This window comes from Pseudomonas meliae (genome assembly GCF_001400515.1).
In the GTDB taxonomy this organism is placed as follows: Bacteria; Pseudomonadota; Gammaproteobacteria; order Pseudomonadales; family Pseudomonadaceae; genus Aquipseudomonas; species Aquipseudomonas amygdali.
This window is the reverse complement of the sequence record NZ_LJQT01000466.1, coordinates 1-8,152: the sequence shown is the minus strand read 5'-3', so window position 1 is coordinate 8,152 and position 8,152 is coordinate 1. Positions and strand designations below refer to the sequence as shown.

The 8,152-nt window shown below is 58.8% G+C and carries 7 protein-coding genes; 3 read left to right on the top strand and 4 right to left on the bottom strand.

Annotated elements, in window-relative coordinates:
* Positions 1–170 precede the first annotated feature (170 nt).
* Positions 171–1,367: a multidrug effflux MFS transporter gene (locus ALO64_RS21485; RefSeq protein WP_010212437.1), complete on the top strand. Its 1,197-nt coding sequence runs from the start codon at positions 171–173 to the stop codon at positions 1,365–1,367.
* Between the two features lie 54 nt (positions 1,368–1,421).
* Here ALO64_RS21485 and ALO64_RS21480 read toward each other — a convergent pair whose 3' ends face one another.
* Positions 1,422–2,435: a zinc-binding alcohol dehydrogenase family protein gene (locus tag ALO64_RS21480; protein ID WP_005731180.1), complete on the bottom strand. Its 1,014-nt coding sequence runs from the start codon at positions 2,433–2,435 to the stop codon at positions 1,422–1,424.
* Positions 2,436–2,547: 112 nt separating this feature from the next.
* Here ALO64_RS21480 and ALO64_RS21475 point away from each other — a divergent pair, with 112 nt between their 5' ends.
* Positions 2,548–3,471: a LysR family transcriptional regulator gene (locus ALO64_RS21475; RefSeq protein WP_002555526.1), complete on the top strand. Its 924-nt coding sequence runs from the start codon at positions 2,548–2,550 to the stop codon at positions 3,469–3,471.
* A gap of 436 nt (positions 3,472–3,907) precedes the next feature.
* Complete coding sequence (locus tag ALO64_RS21470) at positions 3,908–4,600, top strand: ArsR/SmtB family transcription factor (RefSeq protein ID WP_002555525.1); 693 nt, start codon at positions 3,908–3,910, stop codon at positions 4,598–4,600.
* Between the two features lie 252 nt (positions 4,601–4,852).
* Here ALO64_RS21470 and ALO64_RS21465 read toward each other — a convergent pair whose 3' ends face one another.
* The 3 genes from ALO64_RS21465 to ALO64_RS21455 form a co-directional block, all read right to left on the bottom strand.
* A complete protein-coding gene (locus ALO64_RS21465; protein ID WP_002555524.1) occupies positions 4,853–5,806 on the bottom strand; it encodes an adenosine deaminase in 954 nt (317 codons plus the stop codon).
* Positions 5,807–5,884: 78 nt separating this feature from the next.
* Positions 5,885–6,850 carry a 2-oxoglutarate and iron-dependent oxygenase domain-containing protein gene (locus tag ALO64_RS21460; protein WP_044344026.1) on the bottom strand — a complete coding sequence of 322 codons (966 nt, stop codon included), beginning with the start codon at positions 6,848–6,850 and terminating at the stop codon, positions 5,885–5,887.
* A 75-nt stretch (positions 6,851–6,925) separates the two neighbouring features.
* Complete coding sequence (locus tag ALO64_RS21455) at positions 6,926–8,020, bottom strand: BMP family ABC transporter substrate-binding protein (protein ID WP_044344027.1); 1,095 nt, start codon at positions 8,018–8,020, stop codon at positions 6,926–6,928.
* Positions 8,021–8,152 lie beyond the last annotated feature (132 nt).

Below are 8,152 nucleotides of genomic sequence, written 5' to 3'. Positions count from 1 at the left end.
CCCTAACCAGCCCGAACACAAAAAAACTGATACTCCCGGTCAGGGAGACCGGAGCGGTCTCCCTGTCTGTAAACTTTGAAAAGTTTTGAATTAATTACCCTGTCCTTCGTTCTCTGCAAGGTAAGCCGGTTAGACTAACCCGTTGCCCTGGACCCGTTAATGGACACCCGATGAATCTACGCACAATCCTTATCCTTGGCTCATTGAGTGCCTTCGGCCCTCTGGCCATCGACTTCTATCTTCCTGGGTTTCCTGCCATGGCCTCGTATTTCGGGACCGACGATAAACATATTCAGTTGACCCTCGCGGCTTACTTTCTCGGGCTTTCCCTGGGACAACTGGCCTATGGTCCGGTGGCTGACCGGTTCGGTCGGCGCATTCCGCTGTTGTTCGGCGTTACCGTGTTCATGCTCGCCTCGATAGCCTGCGCTTTTGCGCCGAGCCTTGAATGGCTGATTGGTGCGCGCTTCGTTCAGGCGTTGGGCGGCTGTGCCGGGATAGTGTTGTCGCGGGCAATCGTCAGTGACAAGTGCAATGCCGTCGAGTCGGCCAAGGTCTTTTCGCAACTGATGCTGGTCATGGGCCTGGCTCCGATTCTGGCACCCATGCTTGGCGGAGTACTGGTCAGCACCTTTGGCTGGCAATCGATCTTTGTCAGCCTGGCGCTTTTCAGTGGTGCCTGCCTGGCGGCGGTTGCACTGGGGCTGCCGGAAAGCATGCCCGCCAGCACGCCTCGTCAGCCGTTGAGTGGCGCATTTCGCCAGTACGTCAACCTGCTGCAGGACCGCGTCTTCATCGGCCATGCCCTGACGGGCGGCATTGCCATGGCCGGAATGTTCGCTTACGTCGCCGGGTCGCCGTTCGTGTTCATCAAGCTGTACGGCGTACCAGCCGAGCATTATGGCTGGCTGTTCGGGATGAACGCGGCGGGTTTCATTCTGGTCGCGCAGATCAATGCGCGTCTGCTGCGCAAGACGGGGCCGGCATTTTTGCTGTCACGCACGGTCTGGATCTATCTGACCGCGGCGCTGGTGTTGCTGGCGATCAGCTTGCTGCGCACCGAAGCGCTTTGGCCGCTGCTGGTGCCATTGTTCATTTGCGTGGCAAGCCTTGGGTGCATCATCCCCAATGCGTCAGCCTGTGCCATGAGCGGCCAGTGGGCGCGTGCGGGCAGTGCCTCGGCGCTGCTGGGTTGTCTGCAATTCAGTGTTGCCGCCATCGCCGCCAGCCTGGTGGGCTTGTTGCATGACGGCACGGCCACACCCATGGCGTTGGTTATCAGCCTGTGCGGTGTGCTGACAGTCGGCCTTTCGGTACTGACACGCCGTGCGCAAGGCACGCGGGATGCACAGGCGAAGCCTGTCTGATTCGGCGCAACGGTTGTGTCAGTCACGCGATGCGCTGACACAACCATATCGCGTTCAGAACCCTTCCAGTACAACCTTGCCCTTGGCCTTGCCACTTTCCAGCAGGGCATGAGCGCGGCGCAGATTCTCTGCGTTGATGCTGCCGAAGTGCTCACCAAAGGTGGTTTTCAGCGTTCCCGCGTCGATCAGATCGGCCACCCGGTTGAGCAGGTTGTGCTGTTCTATCATGTCCTCGGTTTCGAACATCGACCGCGTGTACATGAACTCCCAGTGCAGCGACAGGCTCTTGCGCTTGAGCTTCGACACATCCAGTGACTTGGGATCGTCGATCAGCGCCAGCTTGCCCTGTGGCTTGAGCGCCTCGACCAACTGGTCCAGATGCTGTTCGGTCTGGGTCAGGCTAGCCACATGGGTCACCTGGTTCAGGCCTACGCGCTTCAGTTCTTCGCTCAACGGCTTGCTGTGGTTCAGCACTTCGTGTGCGCCCAGTTCGCGGACCCAGCTTTCGGTCTCAGGCCGGGAAGCGGTGCCGATGACCTTCAGGGTGGTCAGCTGACGTGCCAACTGGGTAAGGATCGAACCTACACCGCCCGCTGCACCGACGATCAGCAGGCTGTGCGAGCCTTCGCCTTTTTGCTGAGCGATCTGCAGGCGCTCGAACAACAGCTCCCAGGCAGTGATCGCCGTCAACGGCAACGCGGCCGCGTGGGCAAAGCTCAGGGTTTTCGGCATATGCCCGACAATACGCTCGTCGACCACATGCAGTTCGCTGTTGCCACCCGGCCGGGTCAGGGAGCCGGCATAGAACACCTTGTCACCCGGCTTGAACAGCGTGACCTGGCTACCCACCGCTTTCACGACACCTGCCACATCCCAGCCCAGCACCTTGGGAGCGCCGTCCTCGGGCTGGACGTTCTGGCGAATTTTGGTGTCCACCGGGTTGACGGAGATGGCCTTGACCTCGACCAGCAGATCACGAGCGCCAGCCACCGGTTCAGGCAGTTCGATGTCCTGCAATGACAGTGCGTCGCTGATCGGCAGCGAGTGGTAATACGCGATTGCTTTCATGACGGGCCTCTTCGGGAAAAATGATGAAGAGATCATTGGCTATTTCCAGTAAAGATAAAACCCGCTAAAACGGCAGGCTCTTTCAATTTTATTTTGATAATACGAGGCATTGATGTTGCGTTTTGACGACTTGCAGTTGTTCGTTCGTGCAGCGGACCTGGGCAGCCTTTCTGCCGCAGCGCGGGTGATGGACATGTCTGCGGCGGTTGCCAGCGCGGCGCTCAAACGTATTGAACGGCAATTGGGTGCGCGCTTGCTGGCACGTTCGACCCGCAGCCTTCGTCTGACTGCCGAAGGCGAGGGGTTTCTGGAGTATGCCCGCGCCGCACTGGGCAGTCTGGAAGAGGGGCGGCGCCTGCTGGCCAGCAGTCAGGACCGTTGTGAAGGCGTGTTGCAACTCTCGGCACCGTCGGATCTGGGACGTAACGTACTCTTGCCCTGGCTCGACGAATTTCAACAGCAACATCCGCAACTGACCGTGCGCCTGTTGCTGGGTGATCGTATTGCCGACCTGTTCCGCCAGCCGGTCGATGTGGCGCTGCGTTACGGCGAGCCGGAGGATTCAAGCCTGGTCGCATTGCCGGTGTTGCCTGACAACCGGCGGGTGTTGTGTGCCGCGCCGAGTTACCTGCAGCGTCATGGCGAACCGCAGCAGGTTGAGCAACTGGCGCAGCATAACTGCCTGTTGTTCATGCTCGGGGACCGTGTGCATGACCGCTGGACGCTGAATGATGGCAAGCGCGAAATCAGCCTGACGGTCAGCGGCAACCGGTTCAGTGACGACGCAGATGTAGTGCGCCGCTGGGCAGTAGCGGGCGAAGGTGTGGCGTACAAATCCTGGCTGGACGTCGCCGCAGATGTACGGGCCGGGCACCTGAAAGTATTGATGCCAGATTTGATCGGCGAGCGAGCGCCGCTGAACCTGTTATGCGCGCACCGGGCGCAGCTCAGCAAGCCGGTCATTCTGTTGCTGGAAATGCTCAGGTCACGTTGTAAGCAACAGGCTGTAGGTCCGTCGCCCGTTGGTTTGTTTTAATAGCCACGTCCGGGTAGGAAATAACCTTCGGAAGTGTCGGAAAATATAATATTTGAAAGTGTTTCAACGGTGCAAAGTTTCAACTCTCAGGCGAAGTTAAAACTGACTGTTGTTGAGTGGTTTTGGCGTTTTTGTCATGGGTATTACGCTTGTTTTTTCAATCTCTTTTTGAAGTAATGGTCGAAACCCCTTTGCTAGAGGGGGGTCGCCGTTAAGGCAGGAAGATCTTCCTGCCGATCGGGCGAGAGAGAAACGTGGGTTTTTTCGAGCTGTTGTACAACAACAGTTTGTACGAATCGTTTTTCGCCCACTGGGGCCGAAGGGCATAGAGTTTATACTTGTCATTTCATATAAGAACCACGTTCAACTCTACCGAGGCGTGATTGCTTTCACCCAGTCATCACGATAGATGAATGTTTCAACAGGGAGTGAACACATGGAATACGGACCTTGCATCAGCCAGATCGCAACATTGCTGGCCGACCCCAAGCGCAGCGCAATGATCTGGGCACTGATGGATGGTACTGCTCGTCCTGCCGATGAGTTGGCGATTTTGGCGGGACTCTCGACTTCTTCTGCAGGCGCGCACCTGGCGCGTCTGACCAGCGGCGGTTTGTTGAAACAGGAGGCGCGGGGTCGCAAGCGCTTCTTTCGCCTCGCCGCGCCGGAAGTGGGGGCCGCTGTAGAAGCTCTGGCCTGTGCCTCGCTGGCCAGTGCCGAACAGATCAGCCGCAGGTTTGCTCAGCCTATGCCGCCGTTGCCGCTACGCCGTGCAAGAATCTGCTCCGATCATCTGGGCGGCGAAATGGCCGCCGAGCTTTATCAGCGCCTTCTGGAAGCGGGCTGGATAGAACAGCAAGAGAAGCGTGTCGAGGTCACGAGCAAGGGTGTGGCCAGTTTTGCCGAGCGCGGTATTTACATACCGGCGCTGGCACAGCGCAAGCGTGAAACGGTATGTGCCTGCCCGAAATGGAATGATCGCAACCCGCACCTGGGCGGCGCGCTGGGGGCAGGGCTACTGCAGTTATTCTTTCAAATGGGCTGGCTGCGCACCACCGAGGAGCCCAGCACCTTGCAGGTCTCCTCCAGTGGGCAGCGGGAAATAAGCAAGATCGCGGCGGCGGCCTGACGGGAACCGCAGGTGTGGCCCACCCCACCACTATCGTGCTTTTGCATGCAGTTCCAGACGCTTCGCGTCCTCTTGCGACGCAGAGTGTCGCGAAAGGCATTTCCACGCGAAGCGTTAGGAACGATGGATGTGCATGCCCGCCCCACCACTATCGTGCCAACGCTCCGCGTTGGTATGCAGTTCCGGACGCTTTGCGTCCTCTGCGACGCAGAGCATGAGCAGCGATGGATGTAACTCGCTCAATCCCTCTTTTTAGGGCTTGACCAGGCGTGCATCCAGGCTGTTTTGTGCCAGACGTTTTGCCTGATCTTCAGTCATGCCCAGATGCGTGTACAGCGCATGGAAGTTTTCGGTCACGTAGCCACCGAAGTAGGCCGGGTCGTCCGAGTTGACGGTGACTTTCACGCCGCGCTCGAGCATGTCGAGGATGTTGTGCTGGGCCATGTCGTCGAACACGCAAAGCTTGGTGTTGGACAGCGGGCAGACGGTCAGCGGGATTTGTTCGTCGATGATGCGCTGCATCAGTCGCTCGTCTTCAATGGCGCGTACACCGTGGTCGATGCGCTCGATCTTCAGCAGGTCCAGTGCTTCCCAGATGTATTCCGGCGGGCCTTCTTCTCCGGCGTGGGCGACGGTCAGGAAGCCCTCGCTGCGGGCGCGATCAAATACGCGCTGGAACTTGCTTGGCGGGTGGCCCATCTCGGAGCTATCGAGGCCCACGGCGACGAACGCATCACGGAACGGCAGCGCCTGATCGAGGGTTTTTTCGGCTTCTTCCTGGGACAGGTGACGAAGGAAGCTCAGGATCAGACCGCTGTCGACGCCCAGCTTCGACTTGCCGTCTTTCAGCGCACCGGTAATCCCGGCCAGCACCACTTCAAACGGGATACCACGGTCGGTGTGGGTTTGCGGATCGAAGAACGGTTCGGTGTGGATAACGTTCTGTTCCTTGCAGCGCAGCAGGTAAGCCCAGGTCAGGTCGTAGAAGTCCTGCTCTGTGCGCAAAACGTCCGCACCGCGGTAATACAGATCGAGGAATTCCTGCAGGTTGTTGAAGGCATAGGCCTTGCGCAGGGTTTCGACGTCATTCCACGGCAGGGCAATTTTGTTGCGCTCTGCCAGGGCGAACAGCAACTCGGGTTCCAGCGAACCTTCGAGGTGCAAGTGCAGTTCTGCCTTGGGCAGGGCGTTCAACCAGTCGTACATATTCTTTTCTCATCAGGTGCAGATCGCGGGCATTCTACAGATGCACGTCGCTGCGCAGGGTAAAACCTGACCGAACGTTCAACTTGCCTCCTGATCGCGGCGGTAAGCATAGGTATCAGCAAAGCGCGACAGCAGAAACTCGGCGCAGGTGGTAACAGAATAGCGCGCTGGCTGGCTTTCGCTCTGGCAACCGGGCAGGCATTCAATACGCGTGTCGGGATGCGGTTCGGCGAAAAACGGCATCGAATAGCGGTCGACGCCAAGCGGGCTGATAACCCGGTGCGGCGTGGACAGATAACGGTCGTTGCTCCAGCGCGCCATCATGTCGCCGAGATTGACCACGAACGTACCGTCAATCGGCGGTGCGTCGATCCATTCGCCCCGCACGTCGCGTACCTGCAAGCCGCCCGCCGTGTCCTGATACAACAGGGTGATGCAGCCATAATCGGTATGCGCGCCTGCGCCTTGTTGCTCGGCCGAGGTCGCCGTATCACGCGGTGGGTAATGAATCATGCGCAGCACGCTGACCGGGTCCTTGAAGCGCTGATCGAAGAAATCGCGTTCGATGCCCAGCGCGAGGGTCATGGCGCGCAGCAGGGTTTGCGCCAATGCCTGCATGTCCAGGTAATGCTGTTCCATCAGGCTTTCCCAGCCGGGAATGTCCGGGTGCCGATTGGGCCCGCGCAATGGTTTGCCAGCCAGCACGTCGGGATGGCCTGCCTCCAGATGCAGGCCCATGTCGAAGGTTTCCTTCAGGTCGCTCGGCAGGCTGGGGTCCAGTTGCTCTGTAGCGATGGCACCGTAGCCGCGATGATGGGTGCTTTGCGTGATATCGATGATGAGCTTTTCGGCTGCCGGACGAGCGAAAAAGTCTTTGGCTGCCGATTGCACCTGCTCGATGCGTTGCGCGCTGATCGGGTGGCCCTTGATATAAAAGAAACCCCATTGCCGACAGGCACTGTCGATCTGCCGGGCGACATCCTGCCAGGCCTCAAGGTCGGTGCCGTAGAGCGGGGCTATGTCGATGACGGGAAGCTGGTCCATTAACGGTCCTGGAAATCATGTGGTGTTCGCTGTCGATGAGCGTGCCCGCCGAAGCAGGCACGAGACGCCAGGCGGTTATTTAGGCAGTTCGGCCTTGATCCCTTCGACGTAATAGTTTATCGACGCCAGCTCAGCGTTGGTTGCAACCACGCCGTCAGCAATTTTCACGGTACCGTTCTGGTCCTTGATCGGCCCGGTGAACGGATGGAATTCGCCGCTTTCGATGCTGGCGATGATCTTCTGCGCCTCAGCCTTCACATCAGCAGGTACCACGTCGCTGATTGGCAACTCGACCGTACCCTCTTTCAGGCCGCCCCAGTAATCCTGTGGTTTCCAGGTGCCTGCGATGGCACCCTCGGCGGCCTGAATGTAATGCGGGCCCCAGTTGTTGACGATGGAAGCCAGTACCGCTTTCGGCCCGAAGTGCGCCATGTCCGAAGCGTAGCCGACTGCATAGACGCCACGACGCTCGGCGGTCTGGATCGGCGCAGGGCTGTCGGTGTGCTGGAAGACCACATCAACGCCCTGATCGATGAGTGCGTTGGCAGCATCGGCTTCCTTGCCCGGATCGAACCAGGAGTTGACCCACACCACTTTGATCTCGGTGCCCGGGTTGTATTTGTTCAGCGCCAGCTGGATGGCGTCGATGTCACGCAGCACTTCAGGGATCGGGAATGAAGCGACATAACCGATTTTCTTGGTCTTGGTCATTTTCGCGGCGATGTAACCGCTCACGTAACGACCCTCATAGGTGCGGGCCAGATACGTGCCCATGTTCTTGTCCTGCTTGTAGCCGGTCGCGTGCTCGAATTTCACCTTGGGGAATTGCTTGGCGACTTTCAGCGTGGGGTTCATGTAGCCGAACGAGGTACTGAAAATCAGGTCGTAACCGCCCTTGGCCATGTTGCGGATAACCCGCTCGGCGTCCGCGCCCTCCGGCACGTTTTCCACGTAGCTGCTGGTCACCTTGTCACCCAGCGCCTTGACCATCGCCTGACGGCCCTGTTCATGCTGATAGGTCCAGCCGTGGTCGCCGATGGGGCCGATGTAGACGAATCCGACTTTCAGCGGATCGGCTGCCGAGGCGAGCAGGCTGGAGCCGATGCCGACAACGGCGGCCATGGCACACAGCAGTTTTTTCAGAGGACGACGTGGGTTGGTCAGGTGCATCGGGTCTAGCTCCTTGCGGTCTTGTTGGAGTGCATGCCCGAGCAATGCAAATAACTGACCAACAGGACAACTTACGATGCTGGCGTGCTTCACCCTGTAGCAATAGTGCGTGTGTAGGAGCGGACTTGTCCG

What these genes read in the sequence shown, in the direction of transcription:
- ALO64_RS21485 (WP_010212437.1), top strand. Translation starts at nt 171, where the DNA reads ATGAATCTACGCACAATCCTTATCCTTGGCTCATTGAGTGCCTTCGGC.
- ALO64_RS21455 (WP_044344027.1), bottom strand. Translation starts at nt 8,020, where the DNA reads ATGCACCTGACCAACCCACGTCGTCCTCTGAAAAAACTGCTGTGTGCC.
- ALO64_RS21465 (WP_002555524.1), bottom strand. Translation starts at nt 5,806, where the DNA reads ATGTACGACTGGTTGAACGCCCTGCCCAAGGCAGAACTGCACTTGCAC.
- ALO64_RS21470 (WP_002555525.1), top strand. Translation starts at nt 3,908, where the DNA reads ATGGAATACGGACCTTGCATCAGCCAGATCGCAACATTGCTGGCCGAC.
- ALO64_RS21460 (WP_044344026.1), bottom strand. Translation starts at nt 6,850, where the DNA reads ATGGACCAGCTTCCCGTCATCGACATAGCCCCGCTCTACGGCACCGAC.
- ALO64_RS21480 (WP_005731180.1), bottom strand. Translation starts at nt 2,435, where the DNA reads ATGAAAGCAATCGCGTATTACCACTCGCTGCCGATCAGCGACGCACTG.
- ALO64_RS21475 (WP_002555526.1), top strand. Translation starts at nt 2,548, where the DNA reads ATGTTGCGTTTTGACGACTTGCAGTTGTTCGTTCGTGCAGCGGACCTG.